Consider the following 17,887-nt stretch of genomic DNA (forward strand, 5'->3'; position numbering starts at 1 on the left):
ACGCAGCGCTACCCGACATACAGCAAACAATAAAAAACCCGCCTCGGCGGGTTTTTTATTTCAACTCAACGGTTGGGATGATTCATGATGTGATCTTCCCAGTCCCGAACCTCAGACTCTTTCACCGCAATGTGGCGCACTGAAATGCGCTCACCGTGCATCGCCGCTTTCGAGCCCGTCAGCAATGGGTGCCAGTTCGGTAAATCCTTCCCTTCCGCCAGCAGGCGGTACGCGCAGGTATGCGGCAGCCATTCGAAGGTTGGCAGATTATCGCGGGTTAATTTGATGCAGTCCGGCTCAAACTCGAACCGACGCTCATAGTTACGGCACTGGCAGGTTTTGATGTTCAACTGCTTGCAGGCAACGTTGGTGAAGTAGATTTCGTCAGAATCTTCATCCATCAGCTTGTGCAGGCAGCACTGCCCGCATCCGTCGCACAATGATTCCCATTCCGCGTCAGTCATGTCATCAAGAGTTTTGCTTTGCCAGAAAGGGATGTCGTTCATCAGGATGTCCACACGTCAAAAGAAAGCGCACCTTATAACGAGTCTGGCACGTTGTTGCAAGTTTTGCCGCCCTCTTCAGGCGGCAAGATGCAGTTACAGCACGCGGGTTTTCAGCGACAGGCCGTTAAAACCAACCTCAAGCTCATCCCCGCTGAGTAGCGGGCCAACACCTTCCGGTGTACCTGTCAGGATCACATCACCCGGTTTCAGGGTAAAGAAGCGGCTCATATAGGCAATCAGCGGTAGGATCTTGTGGATCATATCGGCGGTGGTTCCCTGCTGGCGGAATTCACCATTAACCTTCAGGGAAAGCGGCGTATCCTGCGGGTCAGCAGTGAACTCGCCCACTGGCACAAAACCGGAGATTGGGCAGGAATTATCAAACCCTTTGGCTTTTTCCCACGGCTGCCCGGCTTTTTTCATTTTGCCCTGAACATCACGCAACGTGAGGTCCAGCGCAACGCCGTAGCCAGCAATCGCTTTTTGCACGTGCTCTTCAGAGGCCTGACGCAGCGTCGCGCCGATCAGCACGGCGAGTTCGACTTCGTGGTGGACTGAACCCAACCCCTGCGGCAACGCCAGCGGTTGACGGATATCACAAAGCGCCGTTTCTGGCTTAATGAACAGAACCGGTTCTTCTGGCGTCGCGCTGCCCATCTCCTGAATATGTTTTGCATAGTTGCTGCCCACGCAGACCACTTTGCTGACGGGATAATCCAGTAATGCACCTTGCCAGTTATGATGTTGATACATGGTCGACCCCTAAACGGTTGATGTGTTGAGTCCAAAAACAGTTGAGACTATTTTTTTCCGTTCGCCTCAAGATGCTGTTTTAATAAATTCTCAGGCGGCGGCGGAAGCTGTAAATAATAGCCCTGCTCGGTTAATGCCGTTTTCACTTTTTCCAGATCGGCATTCACCAACGTCTTACGACCATCCAGCGGCAACAGCATCGCCAGCTGCGGTCGGCCAAAGCTTTTCATTAATTCTTCAGGCACGCGGGAAAAATCGTCTTTCTTTTCGACATAAAGATAGGTCTGGTCACGACTTGTACTTCTGTAGATCACACAAAACATGTTTTTACTCTGAATTAATGGGTGGTTGCTTGCCTCAATATACTCCTGACTATAACATGCCTGATACTCTTCGGAATATCGCAGCGAGTGGTTGCGGTTAATAGCAAATTGAGTAAGGCCAGGATGTCAAACACGCCCATCGAGCTTAAAGGCAGTAGCTTCACCTTATCAGTGGTACATTTGCATGATGCAAAACCCGAGGTTATTCGTCAGGCGTTAGAAGACAAAATCGCCCAGGCTCCCGCTTTTCTGAAACATGCCCCTGTTGTTATCAATGTCAGCGCGCTTGAAGCATCGGTTAACTGGAAACTTCTCCAGCAAGCCGTCTCCTCGACCGGTCTGCGTATTGTGGGCATCAGCGGCTGCAAAGATGCTGAGTTGAAAGCGGAAATTGACCGTGCGGGGCTGCCGCTTCTGACCGAGGGCAAAGAAAAAGCCTCACGTACAGCACCTGTTGCCGTCCAGACGCCCCCTCCCGTGGTGCAAAACGTTACCCCCGTCACAAAAACGCGAATGATTGATGTACCGGTTCGTTCCGGTCAGCGCATTTATGCACCAAACTGTGATCTGATTGTTACAAGCCACGTCAGTGCTGGCGCAGAGCTGATTGCAGATGGCAATATTCACGTTTACGGTATGATGCGTGGACGTGCGCTCGCGGGAGCAAGTGGCGATCGGGATGCGCAAATATTTTGTACTCACCTGACGGCGGAACTGGTGTCCATCGCAGGTGAATATTGGCTGAGCGACAAGATCCCAGCCGAATTTTATGGCAAAGCGGCTCGCCTGCTTCTGGCAGACGACGCGTTGACCGTTCAACCGTTGAATTGATCCCTTTTTAACAAGGAATTTCTATGGCACGCATTATTGTTGTTACTTCGGGTAAAGGAGGCGTTGGCAAGACCACCTCCAGCGCGGCCATCGCTACTGGTTTGGCCCAGAAGGGAAAGAAAACCATCGTTATCGACTTCGATATCGGTCTGCGTAACCTCGACCTGATCATGGGATGTGAGCGTCGCGTCGTGTATGACTTCGTGAACGTCATTCAGGGCGATGCCACGCTGAACCAGGCGATGATTAAAGACAAGCGCACCGAGAACCTCTACATTCTTCCGGCCTCTCAGACGCGTGACAAAGACGCGCTGACCCGTGAAGGGGTGGAAAAGGTGCTCGACGATCTGAAAAAAATGGATTTCGACTTCATTGTCTGCGACTCCCCTGCCGGCATCGAAACCGGTGCCCTGATGGCGCTCTACTTCGCTGATGAAGCGATCATCACCACCAACCCTGAAGTTTCATCCGTGCGTGACTCAGACCGCATTCTGGGGATCCTCGCCTCTAAATCCCGTCGTGCGGAAAATGGCGAAGACCCGATTAAAGAACACCTGCTGCTCACCCGCTACAACCCTGGCCGCGTGAACAAAGGTGACATGCTGAGCATGGAAGACGTGCTGGAGATCCTGCGCATCAAACTGGTAGGCGTTATCCCGGAAGATCAGTCCGTGTTACGCGCTTCTAACCAGGGCGAGCCAGTGATCCTTGATACAATGGCAGATGCAGGTAAAGCGTATGCTGATACTGTTGACCGTCTGCTGGGAGAAGAACGTCCTTTCCGCTTCATTGAAGAAGAGAAGAAAGGTTTCCTCAAACGCCTGTTCGGAGGATAAGTTATGGCATTACTGGACTTTTTTCTCTCGCGGAAAAAGAACACCGCCAACATCGCTAAAGAACGTCTGCAAATTATCGTGGCGGAGCGCCGTCGTAGCGACGCCGAGCCTCATTACCTGCCGCAGCTGCGTAAGGATATCCTGGAAGTGATCTGTAAGTATGTGCAGATTGACCCGGAGATGGTCACCGTACAGCTGGAGCAGAAAGACGGGGATATTTCGATTCTGGAGCTGAACGTTACGCTTCCGGAAGCGGAAGAGTCACGTCCGTAGGTTTGTGATTTTGTAGCCCGGTAAGCGCAGCGCCGCCGGGGGAATATGCCGGGTATTTCACCCGGCATATTTATTAGCGCGGATACCCTTCCAACAGCGTATTCAGGCGATCGGCCATCAATTCTCCGCGCCATCCTGCCACCATTTCCGGCAAACCATTTTGCGGTTTCAGCTTCCAGTGCCAGTTCAGCAGCTGGTTAATCTGTCGGCGTGAGGCGAGCAGTTCCGCACTCAGTTTGCTTTCCGTTGCGACGACCTGCACCAGCGCTTTGATATCCTTAAACGCTTTACGGTAGCCCGGCATATCCATCAGATTCAGCAGCGGTTCCGGCAACGCATCTTCCGGCAGCTCCTGCGCTTTTGCGACCAGCGCCAACAGGGTTTTGCCGTGGAAACGGATTTCGCTGCCCGAAAGCCCAATGCTGTCCAGCTCGCCCATGCTGCCAGGCATATAGCGCGCGACCGCCCAGAGATGTTCTTCGCGAACTACAAAGTTAACGGCAAGATCGCGCTCGCGGGCTTTGCGCAGACGCCAGTCCGCTAACAGCTGCAGACACGCCAGCTGACGCGTACGCAACTGCCAGGCATTACTGATATCGCGCCAGGCGTCTTTCGGGTCAACCACTTCCTGACGACGTTGCTGCGCCATACGACACTCATCCAGGGCTGCAGCCAGCCAGCCTGAAGCTTCAGCCTCTTTCATCAGCTGTCCGGCAATAGGCAGCAGATAAAACACGTCTGCCGCCGCGTATTCCAGCTGACGCTCAGTCAGAGGGCGCGCCAGCCAGTCAGTACGGGATTCGCTTTTGTCCAGCGTCAGGCCCGTATACTCCTCTACCATAGCAGCAAAGCCCCATGAGAGCGGACGATTGCTGAATGCCGCCAGGATCTGCGTATCAATCAACGGCTGTGGCATGATGCCAAACGTGTTGAGAAATACCTCCAGATCTTCACTGCCTGCGTGCAGGTATTTCGTCACGGCAGTATCGAGCAGCAGGTCACGCATCGGCGTCCAGTCGGTAATACCGAGAGGATCGATCAGCGACACATGTTTACCGTCGAACATCTGAATCAAACCCAGCTGCGGATAGTACGTCCGGGTACGAACAAACTCGGTATCCAGGGCAATGGCAGGAAAGTCGCGCGTCACTTCGCACAGCGAAGCCAGCTCGTCATTGGTCGTGATCATCTGGTAATTCAAAACGGGTTCTCTTTTGTTTGCGCCCATAAAAAACGCCGGCTTAACCGGCGTCTGGGCGATTAGCGTGAAGCTCAGGCCTTATTGTCTACTTTGCCACGGGCTTCGTCACGTAATTCTCGTCGTAATATCTTTCCGACGTTGGATTTAGGCAACTCATCGCGGAATTCAACCAGCTTCGGTACCTTGTAGCCCGTCAGTTGGCGACGACAGAACGTTACCAGCTCCTCCTCGGTGAGAGAGGGATCCTTCTTGACCACAAAAATTTTGACCGCTTCACCGCTGCTGCCGGAAGGAACCCCTACCGCCGCCACTTCGAGCACGCCGCTGTGCTGCATGACGACATCTTCGATCTCGTTCGGATAGACGTTGAACCCGGACACCAGGATCATATCTTTCTTACGGTCAACGATGCGCAGGAAGCCCTCGTCATCCATCACTGCGATGTCACCCGTGTGCAGCCAGCCGTCTTTGATGATTTCGTCTGTCGCATCAGGACGCTGCCAGTAACCCAACATCACCTGCGGCCCTTTGACACACAGTTCTCCCGGCTCACCCGGTGCAACTTCGTTATCGTCATCATCGACCAGTTTGGCCTCGGTGGAAGGAACCGGCAGACCAATGCTACCGCTGTGGTAGTCGATATCATGTGGATTGACGCTAACCAGCGGCGCACACTCCGTCAGGCCATAGCCTTCCAGCAAATACTGACCGGTGAGCTTCACCCAGCGCTCGGCGACCGCCTGCTGAACCGGCATGCCGCCGCCCGCAGAGAGATGCAGCGTGGAGAAATCCAGCTGCTGGAACTCTTTGTTATTAAGCAGCGCGTTAAACAGGGTATTCACCCCGGTCATGGCGGTGAACGGATATTTTGCCAGTTCTTTGACCAGCCCAGGAATATCGCGCGGGTTGGTAATCAATACGTTTTGACCGCCCAGTTCAATGAACAGCAGACAGTTCATAGTGAGCGCAAAAATGTGATACAGCGGTAATGCTGTAATGACCAGCTCTTTTCCAGGATGCAGCAGTGGGCCATACGTAGCATTCACCTGCTCAAGGTTAGCCAGCATGTTACGGTGGGTCAGCATCGCGCCTTTCGCCACGCCGGTTGTGCCGCCAGTGTATTGCAGGAAGGCCAGGTCTTCTGACACCACTTCCGGCTTGACGTATTGCATACGATAGCCCGCATGGAGCGCACGGCGGAAGGAGATAGCATCCGGCAGATGGTATTTTGGCACCAGGCGTTTGACGTATTTAACGACAAAGTTAACCAGCGTGCCTTTGGCGGTGGAGAGTTGATCCCCCATACGCGTCAGGATGACATGCTTAACCTGGGTTTTGTCGACCACTTTTTCCAGCGTGTGGGCAAAGTTAGAGACAATCACTATCGCCGCCGCGCCGCTGTCGTTCAGCTGGTGTTCCAGCTCACGCGGCGTGTACAACGGGTTAACGTTGACGACAATCATCCCGGCTCGCAGGATACCGAACAACGCCACCGGGTATTGCAGCAGGTTCGGCATCATCAGCGCGACGCGGTCCCCTTTTTGCAGCCCCAGCCCTTCCTGCAGATACGCCGCAAACGCCCGGCTACGCTCCTCAAGTTTACGGAACGTCATCACCTCGCCCATGTTCACGAAAGCGGGTTGATCGGCATAACGCCTTACCGAGTGTTCAAATAATTCAACCAGGGATTGATAACGGTCAGGATTGATCTCGGCAGGAACATCTGCGGGATAACGGTTAAGCCAAACCTTCTTCAATGCATCACCTCTGAAATGAGTGTTCGTCGTCATCACAACCCCGATAATAAACAGTTTGTTAACATTATATTAACTCAGCGTACCAGTTTATTAATTGTTCAGATTTAAGGTTGCGAAGCGCGTCACTCTTTTTTTTCGTCTTGTCCGTAAAAAAACAGAGACAGCGGCTGAGCCGCTGTCTCTTTTCCAACAATAACAGTAAGTTACTCAGTAACGATAGTCTGTACCTGTGCAGGTCCTGGGTTATACCAACCCCAACCCGGGTAGCCATAACGATAAGGATGCGGCCCCCACATCCACGGGTCGATCGGCTGAGGCGGCATAATCACCTGCTGCGTCAGCCGCCAGCGTTTATACCCGTTAACCTGCATGGTCATGAATTTGTACGGCGTGTTGCCGATTTTGCCCTGCACGGCACCGGTAATTGGCCCGACGACGGTCACCAGCTGCCCGCGAAAATCGACCGGGTCAAGGAAACCACTGACGTCCGCATAAATACGTCCGCGAGAGGCTTCACCCAGAACAGGCCGTGCACCGCTGTCCAGCGGGACGGTCGCGATCTCCAGACGGGTTTTCCCCTGCTGATTTTGCACGTCGATCACCTTGCCGCCAAAGCGGGCTTCCTGGCCGACGTACAGCTCAGGCGCATTCATCACCCGAACCAGATCCTGCTGTGGCGTTGGGCTGCTGCCCTTAATCGCATCAGGAACGGAAACGCATCCGCTCAGTGCTATGGCAACTGCGCCTGCCATAATAAGGCGTACTACTTTGGTCTGAACCGCCATGATGCGACTCCTTTTTCTCAGTTCCTGTTACTGAGATTCACTCGCGGCCCGGAAGTTTCTTCCACGCGACGGTGTTTCGCAAATAAACCGGCTCCGCGTGTTCAACGGCAACGGTTTTTCCTTCTGCGAGCAGCTGGCAGGCAATCGGAAGCATATCTTCCGCAGCCGGCAGCAGCATGTTGCCGTCTACCAGCGTCACCCCGGTATCGTTCGCCATCTCGGGCCACGCAGGCCAGCCGGTGCCAACGGTCGCCCATTCACCGGACAACTGTTGCAGCCTTTCAGTGACCGCTTCCGGCTTAAGCACGGCTTCCGTCTCTTCACCGTGCCACACGCCGTTTTCATCGCGCGTATATTCGGCCCAGTAGACTTCACCCATGCGGGCATCAATCGCGGCCAGCACGCGCGTTGCTCCGGTCATGCGCCATGCACCCTGCGCCATGGTGGCGAGAGTAGAGACGCCGATCATCGGCAGCGCAGCGCCCAACGCCAGCCCCTGCGCAATGCCAATCCCGATGCGTACGCCCGTAAAGCTGCCAGGGCCACGGCCAAAGGCCAGCGCATCGAGGTCGGTTAAGGAGGTGTTGCCCTGGGTTAAAATCGCTTTTACCAGGGGCAGAATGCGTTGGGTGTGTTCCCGTGGGCACTCTTCGAAATGGGCAGAGATAGTACCGTCGTTCCACAGGGCAACGGAACAGGCCTCTGTAGCGGTATCAATAGCCAGAATTCGCATCAGTTGTCGCGCTCTCGCAAGGGTCAGTCACAAAATGGCGCGCATCTTAGCACACTCCGGGGCAAATTACTCCGCCGTTGGGTTTGCGAGGAAACGCACCGCGCGTTTTATGTCCCGCGTACGTGGCGCGGGCGGCAGACTTGCAAGGAAAGTGGCACCATACGGGCGCATCACCAGCCGGTTATCGCAAATGACCAGCACACCGCGGTCGGTCACGTCCCGGATCAATCGCCCTACCCCTTGCTTGAGGGTGATAACCGCATCCGGCAGCTGGACTTCATCAAACGGATCGCCTCCGCGCAGGCGGCAATCTTCCATGCGCGCTTTCAGCAGCGGATCGTCCGGAGAGGTAAACGGCAGTTTATCAATAATCACCAGCGAGAGCGTGTCCCCGCGCACATCCACCCCTTCCCAGAAGCTGCTGGTGGCCACAAGGAGGGCATTACCGGCACTGACAAACTGCTGCAGCAGTTGCCCTTTGCTGGTTTCACCCTGCAACAGCACTGGCAAGGTCATAGTGGCACGGAACTGCTCAGCCAGGTCTCTCATCATGGCGTGAGAAGTGCAGAGCATAAAGCAGCGGCCATTGTTGGCCTCAATCATCGGTTTTAACATCGCCGCCAGGTGGCGGGCGGCACCGGGCTGATTCGGTAGCGGCAAATTGCGCGGCACACAGAGCAGCGCCTGTTTTTCGTAATCGAACGGGCTTGGCAGCAGCAGCGACTCCGCCTGCTCGATACCCAGACGCTCGGTAAAGTGATGCAAATCGTCATTCACCGAAAGCGTCGCCGAGGTGAAGATCCAGCTTCCCGGTTTTTGCGCCATCACCTCTTTGAATTTATCCGCTACGGTAAGCGGTGTCAGGGCGAGGGTGAAATGCCGCGAGGTACACTCATACCAGTAGCTGAAACCCGGCTGGTTAATCTCTTTCAGCCGTTTAAGCCGCCCGCGATAGAGCGTGGCGCGCTCGAAGGCGGCATCCAGCAACGCGGAGCGTCCGAGCGACAGTTTTGCCACGTCGTAACAGAGCTCAAGGGCATCATCCAGCAGCAGCAGTGCGCGCTGGATATTTTTGTCAGCCAGCAATTCACGCAGGTTGCCACGATAGCCCGGCTCGCCAAGCTGTAAGCGAAAATCCTGCGCGCTTTGCGCCAGACGGTCGGCACATTTCTGTAGCTGCTGGGTATCTTTTAATTCAGTACGGTAAGCAATGGTGAAATCTTTGGCCAGATCCAGTAGCTGACGGCTGGAGAGCGACTGACCGAAATACTGGCTGGCGATATCCGGTAACTGGTGGGCTTCATCGAAGATCATGACGTCCGCCTCGGGGATCAGCTCGCCGAAACCGCTGTCTTTGACCACCATATCGGCGAGAAACAGATGGTGGTTAACCACCACCACGTCGGCATCCATCGCCGTTTTGCGCGCTTTCACCACAAAGCAGTCTTTATACAGCGGGCAGTCGCTGCCAAGACAGTTATCGTTAGTACTGGTCACCAGTGGCCAGGCAGGAGAGTCTTCAGGCACGCTCGCGCAGGTGCTGATATCTCCTTCTTCGGTCTGGTTCGCCCAGGCGCGAAGAATAATGACGTCGCTCAGGGTTTGCACCGGCAGATCGCCGCCCGCCAGCGCCTGCTGCTCAAGACGTTCCAGACAGAGATAGTTGGAGCGCCCCTTCAGCAAGGCCAGACGACCTTTGTATTTCAACGCCTTTGCCACGGTGGGTAAATCGCGGCTGTAGAGCTGATCCTGCAGCGCTTTCGATCCAGTGGAAATGATCACCTTCTTTTTCGCGCGCAGCGCCGGAGCGAGATACGCGTAGGTTTTCCCCGTGCCGGTTCCGGCTTCCACCACCAGCGGTTGCGCCTTGTCGATGGCGCGTGCAACGGCGTGTGCCATCTGCCGCTGTGGTTCACGCGGTTTGAAACCAGGGATGGCCTGTGCTAATTGACCTTCAGGGGAAAAATCGTCTGCCACGTTGTTCTCTCACTGTATTTTTGCACAGGGATTATGTCAGCCCCTTCTCTCCAGTGCCACCCCAAATAGTGACGACAGCGGAACAATATGGCAGTCTTGCCGCCTGATGACGAAAAATAACGAGGAAACGTTTATGACAATTGTGCGCATTGATGCCGAAGCCCGCTGGTCTGATGTGGTGATCCATAACCAGACGCTCTACTACACCGGCGTACCGGCTAACCTGGACGCAGATGCATTCGAGCAGACGGCAAATACCCTGGCGCAGATTGACGCGGTGCTGGAAAAACAGGGCAGTGACAAATCCCGCATTCTGGATGCGACCATTTTCCTGGCAAACAAAGACGATTTTGCGGCGATGAACAAAGCCTGGGATGCGTGGGTTGTGGCGGGTCACGCGCCTGTACGCTGCACCGTACAGGCCACGCTGATGAAACCGGAATACAAGGTTGAGATTAAGATTATCGCGGCAGTGTAAGCCGGTTATTCTTTATCTTCATCCTCAAAACGCGCCACGATCCGCTCGCCGGTATGGGTGGCGCGCAGTTCCTCCGCCACCTGGGCAATCGCCTGCCCGCTGCTCATCCCCTGGGACATCAGTTCCTGAATTCGCTCAACCGCTTTCTGCTGCTGTTCATGGCTCAGAGAAGGTAAACCTGCAAACATCGTCAACTCCTGCTAAATTATTGGCGCTAATTATTTCACGCTGCCCGGTAGTATGCCACACATGAACATGCGCTTCCCCACTGTTATTACCCTGCCCTGGCGAACGGACGCCGCTGAATTCTGGTTTGCTCGTTTGAGCCATCTTCCGTTTGCGATGCTGCTGCACTCCGGCTATGCGGACCACCCGTACAGCCGCTTCGATATTCTGGTCGCCGATCCCGTCAGGACGCTGACAACCGATGACATGTCGTTAACCGACGATCCGCTGATGCTGCTTCAGCAAGAAATTGACGCGCTGGGCTTATCTGCCACACCGAACCCGGACCTCCCTTTTCAGGGTGGCGCGCTGGGCCTGTTTGGCTACGATCTGGGTCGTCGTTACGAAACGCTGCCTGAGCATGCGCAAGCTGATATTCCCCTGCCCGACATGGCCGTGGGGCTGTATGACTGGGCGTTAATTGTTGATCACCAGAAAAAAACGGTTTCCCTGCTGAGCCATCGTGACGTGCAGGCGCGTCTGGACTGGCTAGAGGCGCAACAGGCTGCACCGGCACAGATGTTCACACTGACCTCCGGGTGGCGCTCAAATATGAGCGCCGCGGATTATGCCGAAAAATTCTCGCGCGTTCAGGCGTATCTGCAAAGCGGTGACTGCTACCAGGTTAACCTTGCCCAGCGTTTCCAGGCGACTTATGAAGGCGACGAATGGCAGGCATTTACCCGCCTCAATGCTACTAACCGGGCGCCGTTCAGCGCGTTTATTCGCCTGAAACAGGGGGCAATACTCAGCTTGTCGCCTGAGCGCTTTATTCATCTGGCAGAGGGTACGATCCAAACCCGTCCGATTAAAGGCACATTGCCGCGCCTTACCGATCCCGACGCCGATCGTCAGCAGGCAGAAAAACTCGCTGCCTCGCCAAAAGACCGCGCCGAAAACCTGATGATTGTCGATCTCATGCGTAACGATATAGGCCGGGTGGCCGTTCCGGGCAGCGTGCGCGTGCCGGAACTGTTTGTCGTCGAACCTTTCCCGGCGGTGCATCATCTGGTCAGTACCATTACCGCGCGTCTGCCCACTTCTCGCACCGCCTGCGATCTGCTCCGCGCCGCGTTTCCTGGCGGATCCATCACAGGCGCGCCAAAAATTCGCGCCATGGAAATCATCGACGAACTGGAACCGCATCGCCGCAACGCCTGGTGCGGTAGCATTGGCTATATCAGCCTCTGTGGCACGCTGGATACCAGCATCACGATCCGTACGCTGACGGCCTGCAACGGAAATCTTTACTGTTCGGCCGGAGGCGGCATTGTTGCCGATAGCCAGGTCGATGCGGAATATCAGGAAACCTTTGATAAAGTTAACCGTATCCTGAAACAACTGGAGTAATCACGGGTGGAAAAAGAGAACCTGACGCTGGATGACTTTTTATCACGTTTTCAGCTATTACGACCGCAGGTCAACCGCGAAGCGCTTAATCAGCGTCAGGCAGCCGTACTGATCCCGGTCGTGCGTCGCGCGCAGCCGGGCCTGCTGCTCACCCAGCGTTCTCCCCATTTACGTAAGCACGCGGGTCAGGTCGCCTTTCCAGGAGGCGCAGTCGACAGTTCCGACGCCTCGCTGATTGCCGCCGCGCTGCGGGAGGCGCAGGAAGAGGTTGCCATTCCGCCAGAGGCGGTGGAGGTTATCGGCGTGCTGCCGCCCGTCGACAGTGTCACCGGGTTTCAGGTCACGCCAGTGGTTGGCATTATCCCGCCGGGCCTGCGGTATCACGCCAGCGTTGATGAAGTTTCCGCGGTGTTTGAAATGCCGCTGGATGAAGCCCTTCGACTGAGTCGTTATCACCCGCTGGATATTCAGCGTCGCGGACATGACCATCGGGTCTGGTTGTCCTGGTATCAGCATTATTTTGTCTGGGGCATGACGGCGGGGATTATTCGTGAGCTGGCGTTGCAAATCGGCCTGAAGCCTTGACTATACTTTACATTCCACCCTCTTCTGCCAGGTTTGCGATCTGCGTCGCGCTATTAGCAAAACCCATCGTTAACCATTAGTTTAATTCATGTGAATAGTTAAGCCGAGGTCGGTGTTCCCTCTTACACTATGCGCAGTTATAACATCGTTACTGGAACCCCGGTAACCCTGTCAGGAGTGTGAAAGTGATTAGTATATTCGACATGTTCAAAGTGGGAATTGGCCCTTCGTCTTCCCATACTGTTGGCCCGATGAAGGCCGGTAAACAGTTCGTCGATGATCTGGTCGAAAAAGGATTACTGGAAAGCGTTACCCGTGTCGCCGTGGATGTTTACGGCTCACTGTCATTAACGGGTAAAGGCCACCACACCGATATCGCCATTATTATGGGTCTGGCAGGCAATATGCCAGATACCGTTGATATTGATGCCATCCCGGCATTCATTCGCGACGTGGAAACACGTGGCCGCCTGCTGCTGGCAAACGGCCAGCAGGAAGTCGATTTCCCGCAGGATGATGGCATGCGTTTTCGTAGCGACAACCTGCCGCTGCATGAAAACGGCATGACCATTCACGCTTATAGCGGTGAAAAAGAGATTTACAGCAAAACCTACTACTCCATCGGCGGTGGCTTTATCGTCGATGAAGAGCATTTTGGTAAAGACAGCGTCGGCGACGTCAACGTACCGTACCCGTTCAAATCGGCTACCGAAATGCTGGGTTACTGCAAAGAGACCGGTCTTTCACTGTCCGGTATGGTGATGCAGAACGAACTGGCACTGCACAGCAAAAAAGAGATTGAAGACTATTTTGCGAACGTGTGGCAAACCATGCGCGCCTGTATCGATCGCGGGATGAACACCGAAGGCGTTCTGCCGGGTCCGCTCCGCGTACCGCGTCGTGCCTCCGCCCTGCGCCGTATGCTGGTGACCACGGACAAGTTCTCCAACGACCCGATGAACGTGGTCGACTGGGTAAACATGTTTGCCCTGGCGGTTAACGAAGAAAACGCCGCAGGGGGTCGCGTCGTGACTGCGCCAACCAACGGCGCGTGTGGCATCGTTCCGGCGGTGCTGGCCTACTACGATCACTTTATTGAGCCCGTGACCCCGGACATCTACATCCGTTATTTCCTGGCGGCAGGTGCCATCGGTGCGCTGTACAAAATGAACGCCTCAATTTCTGGCGCTGAAGTCGGTTGTCAGGGTGAAGTGGGTGTGGCCTGTTCGATGGCGGCAGCCGGTCTGGCAGAGCTGTTGGGAGCAAGCCCTGAGCAGGTCTGTGTGGCGGCTGAAATCGGTATGGAGCATAACCTCGGTCTGACCTGTGACCCGGTCGCAGGCCAGGTGCAGGTGCCGTGCATCGAGCGTAACGCGATTGCCTCGGTGAAAGCCATCAACGCCTCGCGCATGGCGATGCGCCGTACCAGCGAACCTCGCGTATCGCTGGATAAGGTGATTGAAACCATGTACGAAACGGGTAAAGACATGAACGCGAAATACCGTGAAACGTCCCGTGGTGGCCTGGCTATTAAGGTGCAGTGCGACTAATACTCTCTTTCGCCCATCTGCAACGGATGGGCGAATTTCCCTCCTGTTTCTCGTCTCCTTCTGCTTTCACCACTACACTTTGTACTGTTGCGTCCGGCTTTTGTGGCTGGTGGCTTATCAGGCGACCGTTCATGCAAACAGCACAAACGATCATTAAAAACTATCGCCGAAAACGCGTTATCGTCTGTGTGACGGTCGCGCTCCTCACGCTCATCCTGACATTAGGTATTCGCTTTATTTCGCAGCGGAACGTCAACCAACAGCGGATCCTCGATTTTACCAGCCATACCGTTCGCTCCCTTGATAACATACTGCTTTCATTAGAAAACCGTCGCAAGGTGCTGCAGTCCCTCGTGGGTCAACCCTGCCCTCAGGTGCACCTTGCTCTGCGAAAGCAGGCAGCCATTTTGCAGACCGTGCGCTCCATTGCCCTGATTAAAGACGGTATTCTCTATTGCTCCAGTATTTTCGGTAGCCGCGATGTGCCGGTTCGTGATTTCCTGAAAGAATTACCCGCCAATACGACGAAGTTGATTTTATCGACCGACCAGTGGCTGCTTAAGGGCAGTCCGATTTTGATCCAGTGGTACCCTGTTTCCGGTGACGGTGAAGATGGCGTTATTGAAATCATCAATATTGATCTGATCACCAAAATGATACTGGAACCCCAGCGTCCGCTGATCGATGACGTGGCGCTGACCGTGGGCGATCGCTTCCTGCGTTATGGTCAACGCGTCACTGATAGCCTGACATTTGATGAAGATGGCGCTATTTTCCAGCAGTCATCAATCCGTAATCCTTTCTCCATTACAGTAAGCGGGCCGGGTCCTGGACAACTCGCCTTAAAGAGCCTGCCAGCCCAACTGCCGCTGGGGTTAATGCTGAGCCTGTTGCTGGGATATCTCGCCTGGCTCGCTACGGCAAACCGGATGAGCTTCACATGGGAGATTGATATGGGGATTGCGGCGCGGGAATTTGAGCTTTTCTGTCAGCCGCTGGTGAATGCCCGTACTCAGGAGTGCTCCGGCGTTGAGATCCTGCTGCGCTGGAATAACCCTCGTCAGGGGTGGATCTCCCCGGAAGTGTTTATTCCTCTGGCAGAAGAACACAACCTGATTGTTCCCCTGACCCGTTACGTCATCGCCGAAACGGTGCGCCAGATAGGTTATTTTCCTTCCAGCGCAGGTTTCCACATTGGGATTAACGTCGCCGCCAGCCATTTCCGTCGCGCTGTGTTGATACAGGATCTGAACCACTTCTGGTTCAGCGCACACCCGCGCCAGCAACTGGTGATTGAATTAACGGAACGAGATGCGTTGCTGGATGCGGATTATCGCACTGTGCGTGAGCTCCATCGTAAGGGGGTGAAACTCGCTATCGACGATTTTGGCACCGGGAACAGTTCCCTCTCCTGGCTTGAAAAACTGCACCCGGACGTTCTGAAAATTGATCGGTCGTTTACCACTGCAATTGGAACTGATGCAGTAAATTCAACGGTGACAGACATCATTATTGCTCTGGGTCAGCGGCTGAATATCGAACTGGTTGCTGAAGGAGTCGAGACAGAGGAGCAGGCGCGGTATTTACGCCGTCATGGGGTACCTGTCCTGCAGGGGTTTTTCTATGCGCGGCCTATGCCACTGCGAGATTTTCCGCAATGGCTGGCGGGAAGCGCCCCCCCGCCAGCACACCATAACGGACACATCGTGCCTTTAATGCCGTTACGTTAAGCAGACTTACTCATCTTCATCGTGGACAGAGTGTTCTTTAACAATACGAACCATATCAACGCGATAGTCGTTGGCTTCAACGATGGAAATGTGCAACGGCGGCAGTTCGATAACATCCCCCACTCGTGGAATTTGCCCGTTAACCGCGATGACCAGACCCGCCACGGTGGCAATGTCTTCTTCATCGTTGACCACGTTTTCCAGCCCCAGGGTGTGCGAGAGCGCATGCAGATCGGTTGTACCTTTAACCAGCCAGCCTTCGCCGTCAGCCACGATCTCAGGTGTTTCGTCTGCATCCGGGAACTCACCGGCGATCGCTTCAAGCACGTCCAGCGGCGTCACCAGCCCCTGTACTACGCCAAATTCGTTAGTGACGATCACAAAGCTACCGCGAGCACGGCGTAGCACGCCCAGCAGGTTGATTGGATCTAACGTTTCCGGCACCACAATCGCAGGTGAAGCAGCAGCGATGGCTTCGACGTTGACACCCTCTTCCAGAGCCACCAGCATCTCTTTCGCACGGACGACACCGATGATCTCATCCAGCTCACCACGGCAAACCGGGAACAGGCTGTGTGGTGACGAGAGCAACTGCCGACGAATTTCATCCACGCTCAGGTTGGCATCAACCCAGCTGATTTCACCGCGCGGGGTCATGATCCCACGCAGTGAACGCGAGGCCAGGGAGAGTACGCCGTTAATCATGTAGCGCTCTTCTTCCACAAACGCCCCTTCAGGGACCGGAACCGGATGACGGTTTTCGGAGTCAGACTGGACGTTGACCTGTCGACGCCCCCCCATCAGACGCAGAATGGCGTCTGCAGTACGGGCGCGAAGCGGCTGATTCGACTGCTGTTTAATAAAGTTACGGCGTGCAATCTGGTTAAACAGCTCAATCAGAATTGAGAAGCCAATGGCTGCGTACAGGTAGCCTTTCGGAATATGGAAACCGAAGCCTTCCGCCACCAGGCTCAGACCAATCATCAGCAGGAAGCTCAGACACAGTACCACTACCGTCGGATGCTGATTCACGAAACGCGTCAGCGGTTTCGAGGCCAGTAGCATAACCGCCATCGCAATAACAACAGCCGCCATCATCACCGGGAGATGGTTCACCATACCGACGGCCGTGATCACCGCATCCAGCGAGAAGACCGCATCAAGCACCACGATCTGCATCACGACAACCCAGAAGCTGGCATAGCCTTTACCGTGTCCATCATCGTGCTGACGGTTTTCCAGCCGCTCATGCAGCTCTGTCGTCGCTTTAAACAGCAGGAATATCCCCCCCAATAGCATGATCAAATCACGGCCGGAGAAGGTGAAATCCATGACGGAAAAGAGCGGTTTTGTCAGCGTTACCATCCACGAGATGACGGACAGCAGTGCCAGGCGCATGACCAGCGCCAGCGACAAACCAATCAGACGCGCTTTATCACGTTGTTTTGGCGGCAGTTTGTCCGCAAGGATGGCGATAAACACCAGGTTATCAATGCCGAGAACAATCTCCAGCACCACCAGCGTGAGCAATCCCACCCAGATTGACGGGTCCATTAAGAATTCCATGACAAGCTCCTGCTAAAGGAATGACGAAACGGTGCCCCACTCAATGTGGGCAAAACAGAGGCAAACAGAGTCGATACGTGGCGAGGATCGCCGGTGAAATAGGCGCGAAATGGCCTGGTAGATGTCTGACGTCGGTGACGGTCCATATAGTGGGCTGTAGCCCTATACTCCTGAACAATTAAACGGAGGCTAAACATATCAGAGACAATATCTGTTTAGCAAAGATTTACGTTCCTTTGCAAAAATTCGATAAGACTTAATTCTTGACGAGTAATTTCTCGATTGCGAAAGCTAAATTACGGATCTTCATCACATAAATTATTTTTTCACTATCTAAAATAATTCGCGGAAGTCTTAGTTTTTTGAACTCTAACCCTTATCTGAATCGATTCGGTTCGCCAATACGATTCTCAGTACGACTGCCTGGC

Annotated in this window: 19 protein-coding genes; 8 read left to right on the forward strand and 11 right to left on the reverse strand. The window is 54.6% G+C overall.

Annotation, left to right across the window (positions count from 1 at the left end; translation table 11 throughout):
* Positions 1-65: 65 nt before the first annotated feature.
* The 3 genes from ACLHV9_RS13975 to ACLHV9_RS13985 all read right to left on the reverse strand — a co-directional run bounded on the left by ACLHV9_RS13975 (position 66) and on the right by ACLHV9_RS13985 (position 1,582).
* Complete coding sequence (locus ACLHV9_RS13975) at positions 66-506, reverse strand: YcgN family cysteine cluster protein (RefSeq protein WP_028018684.1); 441 nt, start codon at positions 504-506, stop codon at positions 66-68.
* A gap of 93 nt (positions 507-599) precedes the next feature.
* Positions 600-1,259 carry a fumarylacetoacetate hydrolase family protein gene (locus tag ACLHV9_RS13980; protein WP_028018683.1) on the reverse strand — a complete coding sequence of 220 codons (660 nt, stop codon included), beginning with the start codon at positions 1,257-1,259 and terminating at the stop codon, positions 600-602.
* A gap of 47 nt (positions 1,260-1,306) precedes the next feature.
* Complete coding sequence (locus ACLHV9_RS13985) at positions 1,307-1,582, reverse strand: YcgL domain-containing protein (protein WP_028018682.1); 276 nt, start codon at positions 1,580-1,582, stop codon at positions 1,307-1,309.
* Between the two features lie 123 nt (positions 1,583-1,705).
* On the opposite strand from ACLHV9_RS13985, the gene minC reads away from it, so the two are divergent.
* Genes minC through minE form a run of 3 tightly spaced genes read left to right on the forward strand, consistent with a single transcriptional unit; the run spans position 1,706 to position 3,522 of the window.
* A complete protein-coding gene (gene minC / locus ACLHV9_RS13990; RefSeq protein ID WP_028018681.1) occupies positions 1,706-2,413 on the forward strand; it encodes a septum site-determining protein MinC in 708 nt (235 codons plus the stop codon).
* 23 nt (positions 2,414-2,436) lie between these two features.
* The gene (gene minD / locus ACLHV9_RS13995; RefSeq protein WP_023312187.1) at positions 2,437-3,249 is read left to right on the forward strand and encodes a septum site-determining protein MinD; all 813 of its coding nucleotides are present in this window, start codon (positions 2,437-2,439) and stop codon (positions 3,247-3,249) included.
* Positions 3,250-3,252: 3 nt separating this feature from the next.
* A complete protein-coding gene (minE, locus tag ACLHV9_RS14000) occupies positions 3,253-3,522 on the forward strand; it encodes a cell division topological specificity factor MinE (RefSeq protein ID WP_008500504.1) in 270 nt (89 codons plus the stop codon).
* Between the two features lie 73 nt (positions 3,523-3,595).
* Here the strand turns inward: minE and rnd are convergent, their stop codons facing one another.
* From rnd to ACLHV9_RS14025, 5 genes are all read right to left on the reverse strand, one after another.
* On the reverse strand, positions 3,596-4,723 hold the full coding sequence (gene rnd, locus ACLHV9_RS14005; protein WP_028018680.1) for a ribonuclease D: 1,128 nt from the start codon (positions 4,721-4,723) through the stop codon (positions 3,596-3,598).
* Positions 4,724-4,794: 71 nt separating this feature from the next.
* Positions 4,795-6,480, reverse strand: a complete 1,686-nt coding sequence (gene fadD / locus ACLHV9_RS14010; protein ID WP_133175275.1) for a long-chain-fatty-acid--CoA ligase FadD — start codon at positions 6,478-6,480, stop codon at positions 4,795-4,797.
* 203 nt (positions 6,481-6,683) lie between these two features.
* Positions 6,684-7,265 carry a Slp family lipoprotein gene (locus ACLHV9_RS14015; protein ID WP_108089700.1) on the reverse strand — a complete coding sequence of 194 codons (582 nt, stop codon included), beginning with the start codon at positions 7,263-7,265 and terminating at the stop codon, positions 6,684-6,686.
* A gap of 37 nt (positions 7,266-7,302) precedes the next feature.
* On the reverse strand, positions 7,303-7,998 hold the full coding sequence (tsaB, locus tag ACLHV9_RS14020) for a tRNA (adenosine(37)-N6)-threonylcarbamoyltransferase complex dimerization subunit type 1 TsaB (protein WP_028018677.1): 696 nt from the start codon (positions 7,996-7,998) through the stop codon (positions 7,303-7,305).
* A 66-nt stretch (positions 7,999-8,064) separates the two neighbouring features.
* Positions 8,065-9,975 carry an ATP-dependent DNA helicase gene (locus ACLHV9_RS14025; RefSeq protein WP_028018676.1) on the reverse strand — a complete coding sequence of 637 codons (1,911 nt, stop codon included), beginning with the start codon at positions 9,973-9,975 and terminating at the stop codon, positions 8,065-8,067.
* 133 nt (positions 9,976-10,108) lie between these two features.
* Here ACLHV9_RS14025 and ACLHV9_RS14030 point away from each other — a divergent pair, with 133 nt between their 5' ends.
* Positions 10,109-10,453: a RidA family protein gene (locus ACLHV9_RS14030; RefSeq protein ID WP_008500498.1), complete on the forward strand. Its 345-nt coding sequence runs from the start codon at positions 10,109-10,111 to the stop codon at positions 10,451-10,453.
* A 5-nt stretch (positions 10,454-10,458) separates the two neighbouring features.
* Here ACLHV9_RS14030 and ACLHV9_RS14035 read toward each other — a convergent pair whose 3' ends face one another.
* Positions 10,459-10,641 (reverse strand): YoaH family protein, encoded by a 183-nt coding sequence (locus ACLHV9_RS14035; protein WP_407220674.1) that lies wholly within the window; start codon positions 10,639-10,641, stop codon positions 10,459-10,461.
* 61 nt (positions 10,642-10,702) lie between these two features.
* Here ACLHV9_RS14035 and pabB point away from each other — a divergent pair, with 61 nt between their 5' ends.
* From pabB to ACLHV9_RS14055, 4 genes are all read left to right on the forward strand, one after another.
* The gene (gene pabB, locus ACLHV9_RS14040; RefSeq protein WP_407220675.1) at positions 10,703-12,028 is read left to right on the forward strand and encodes an aminodeoxychorismate synthase component 1; all 1,326 of its coding nucleotides are present in this window, start codon (positions 10,703-10,705) and stop codon (positions 12,026-12,028) included.
* Positions 12,029-12,034: 6 nt separating this feature from the next.
* Positions 12,035-12,613, forward strand: a complete 579-nt coding sequence (locus tag ACLHV9_RS14045; protein ID WP_028018674.1) for a CoA pyrophosphatase — start codon at positions 12,035-12,037, stop codon at positions 12,611-12,613.
* 185 nt (positions 12,614-12,798) lie between these two features.
* On the forward strand, positions 12,799-14,163 hold the full coding sequence (gene sdaA, locus ACLHV9_RS14050; protein WP_023336071.1) for an L-serine ammonia-lyase: 1,365 nt from the start codon (positions 12,799-12,801) through the stop codon (positions 14,161-14,163).
* 131 nt (positions 14,164-14,294) lie between these two features.
* Positions 14,295-15,893: a cyclic diguanylate phosphodiesterase gene (locus ACLHV9_RS14055; protein WP_128347534.1), complete on the forward strand. Its 1,599-nt coding sequence runs from the start codon at positions 14,295-14,297 to the stop codon at positions 15,891-15,893.
* Positions 15,894-15,899: 6 nt separating this feature from the next.
* Here ACLHV9_RS14055 and yoaE read toward each other — a convergent pair whose 3' ends face one another.
* On the reverse strand, positions 15,900-17,459 hold the full coding sequence (gene yoaE, locus ACLHV9_RS14060; protein ID WP_028018671.1) for a CNNM family cation transport protein YoaE: 1,560 nt from the start codon (positions 17,457-17,459) through the stop codon (positions 15,900-15,902).
* The gene (locus tag ACLHV9_RS14065; RefSeq protein ID WP_072032730.1) at positions 17,447-17,656 is read right to left on the reverse strand and encodes a protein YoaL; all 210 of its coding nucleotides are present in this window, start codon (positions 17,654-17,656) and stop codon (positions 17,447-17,449) included. Before ACLHV9_RS14065 ends, yoaE begins: the two co-directional genes overlap by 13 nt.
* Positions 17,657-17,887 lie beyond the last annotated feature (231 nt).

The sequence above is a fragment of the Enterobacter sp. CPE_E890 genome, assembly GCF_046521475.1.
Taxonomy (GTDB): domain Bacteria; phylum Pseudomonadota; class Gammaproteobacteria; order Enterobacterales; family Enterobacteriaceae; genus Enterobacter; species Enterobacter adelaidei.

Coding starts and splice junctions, on each gene's coding strand:
- tsaB (WP_028018677.1), bottom strand. CDS start 7,998: ATGCGAATTCTGGCTATTGATACCGCTACAGAGGCCTGTTCCGTTGCC.
- minC (WP_028018681.1), top strand. CDS start 1,706: ATGTCAAACACGCCCATCGAGCTTAAAGGCAGTAGCTTCACCTTATCA.
- minD (WP_023312187.1), top strand. CDS start 2,437: ATGGCACGCATTATTGTTGTTACTTCGGGTAAAGGAGGCGTTGGCAAG.
- minE (WP_008500504.1), top strand. CDS start 3,253: ATGGCATTACTGGACTTTTTTCTCTCGCGGAAAAAGAACACCGCCAAC.
- ACLHV9_RS13980 (WP_028018683.1), bottom strand. CDS start 1,259: ATGTATCAACATCATAACTGGCAAGGTGCATTACTGGATTATCCCGTC.
- ACLHV9_RS14030 (WP_008500498.1), top strand. CDS start 10,109: ATGACAATTGTGCGCATTGATGCCGAAGCCCGCTGGTCTGATGTGGTG.
- yoaE (WP_028018671.1), bottom strand. CDS start 17,459: ATGGAATTCTTAATGGACCCGTCAATCTGGGTGGGATTGCTCACGCTG.
- pabB (WP_407220675.1), top strand. CDS start 10,703: ATGAACATGCGCTTCCCCACTGTTATTACCCTGCCCTGGCGAACGGAC.
- ACLHV9_RS14015 (WP_108089700.1), bottom strand. CDS start 7,265: ATGGCGGTTCAGACCAAAGTAGTACGCCTTATTATGGCAGGCGCAGTT.
- ACLHV9_RS14035 (WP_407220674.1), bottom strand. CDS start 10,641: ATGTTTGCAGGTTTACCTTCTCTGAGCCATGAACAGCAGCAGAAAGCG.
- ACLHV9_RS14065 (WP_072032730.1), bottom strand. CDS start 17,656: ATGTTTAGCCTCCGTTTAATTGTTCAGGAGTATAGGGCTACAGCCCAC.
- ACLHV9_RS14055 (WP_128347534.1), top strand. CDS start 14,295: ATGCAAACAGCACAAACGATCATTAAAAACTATCGCCGAAAACGCGTT.
- ACLHV9_RS13985 (WP_028018682.1), bottom strand. CDS start 1,582: ATGTTTTGTGTGATCTACAGAAGTACAAGTCGTGACCAGACCTATCTT.
- ACLHV9_RS13975 (WP_028018684.1), bottom strand. CDS start 506: ATGAACGACATCCCTTTCTGGCAAAGCAAAACTCTTGATGACATGACT.